Annotated in this window: 2 protein-coding genes; both read left to right on the top strand. The window is 46.0% G+C overall.

Features of this window, described 5'->3' with window-relative positions:
• The first annotated feature begins 223 nt into the window (after window positions 1-223).
• Window positions 224-376, top strand: a complete 153-nt coding sequence (locus tag GRP75_RS29395; RefSeq protein ID WP_202404343.1) for a hypothetical protein — start codon at window positions 224-226, stop codon at window positions 374-376.
• Window positions 369-1,220 carry a hypothetical protein gene (locus tag GRP75_RS27155; protein WP_237449223.1) on the top strand — a complete coding sequence of 284 codons (852 nt, stop codon included), beginning with the start codon at window positions 369-371 and terminating at the stop codon, window positions 1,218-1,220. Before GRP75_RS29395 ends, GRP75_RS27155 begins: the two co-directional genes overlap by 8 nt.
• Window positions 1,221-1,313 lie beyond the last annotated feature (93 nt).

Raw genomic sequence — 1,313 nt, 5'->3', positions numbered from 1 at the left:
TACATGAGCGCCAGCTGAAAATACTGCCCGAATGGTCTGAACCCAACCAAAAAGCCTGTTATACCGCAAGATTTTACCAATATCCTGCAGTAATGATATAATTATACCCCAACAAGGGCAATCGGGCACCAGCCTTCTCCTTTATACGACAAAAATGACAGTAGCGAAACCCGCCCATGTAAAATATTGAAGTAAAAATCCAAGCAGAAAGAGGAAGTACACTATGATCTCATACGGATGTCTGGCGATTATGTTTCTTTTTGTCGCCATCAAATCACTAATTTACTATATACATAAAAAACGCACCCCGTCGATTACACAAATCGACACCGAGCTTCTGGCCCTGCTGAACCGGAGAAGTGAACGCAATGAATAGTTCCAAACAAGCTGTACAATTTCGCCCATTTACCCGCACAGAGCACGCCTTCCAAAAGCTAAGAGTCTGCAAGCGTTGTGGACAATTCACCGCCCTTTGGGAAGAGAAATGTACATCATGTGGTCGGGATACACTAGTTCCTGTAGAGCAATATGCCAAACTTAGAGCCAAACGTTATTTTCGTAAAGACCTTGCCGTCGGCGTCATATTGCTGGCCGCTACTGTTTTTTTCGTCCACTCGCAGCAACAAATGTTTCTATGCGGTATCGTCGGTGCGTTCTTTCTGCTGCCCTTGGTGCTTCTACAGCAGGGTATTTATCCTTATGAACAGCGTAGGCAGCTTATACGTCTGTTCAGAGGTCGTATAGGGCAGATCCAGGAAGGACTAAACGTTAATCATAAAAACGCGGTTGCCCTGCGGCAGCTCAGTGAGCGTGTCTCCTATGAAATGCTGCGTGAGATGGCTGTACTCATTCACAATGATCGGATAAGGCTCCAGCAGGTCGCCCTGCTGCAATCTTTTGTTCTCCGCAAAGACATGGAATTAACGCTCGATCCTCTCCTGATCAAGAGCTTCGAGCCGCTTATGGTCAGATATATCGGAGAGATTGCCAGACTCAATCGTGAGCTGATCAAGGACCGGACATTCCGATACGTAGTCTTTTATGAGCGCCGTATTCTGGAATTGGCAGGGGGCGAAGATATTCTCGTCCGCGTAGCCAGTGCAGCTGTCCGTAAAAAGCGCTACGTAGTCACCCATGCCGCTTTCATTTCCAGATATGTACGCAAACTGCCAAAGGAACGAGTCCAGCGTTATATCATATCATTCAAGAGAATCCGTTAGAACCCTTTGGAGATTTGGCCGATGAAGTAAAGATCATGTACCTGATGGAGCAATATAAAAGCTAAGCTTCCACAATACCCTTCTTTATATGAC

Source organism: Paenibacillus sp. OT2-17, from assembly GCF_009827695.1.
Lineage (GTDB): Bacteria > Bacillota > Bacilli > Paenibacillales > Paenibacillaceae > Paenibacillus > Paenibacillus polymyxa_B.
Note: the sequence above shows the minus strand (reverse complement) of the source record. Positions and strands in the feature narration are given on the sequence as shown.

Coding starts and splice junctions, on each gene's coding strand:
- GRP75_RS29395 (WP_202404343.1), top strand. CDS start 224: ATGATCTCATACGGATGTCTGGCGATTATGTTTCTTTTTGTCGCCATC.
- GRP75_RS27155 (WP_237449223.1), top strand. CDS start 369: ATGAATAGTTCCAAACAAGCTGTACAATTTCGCCCATTTACCCGCACA.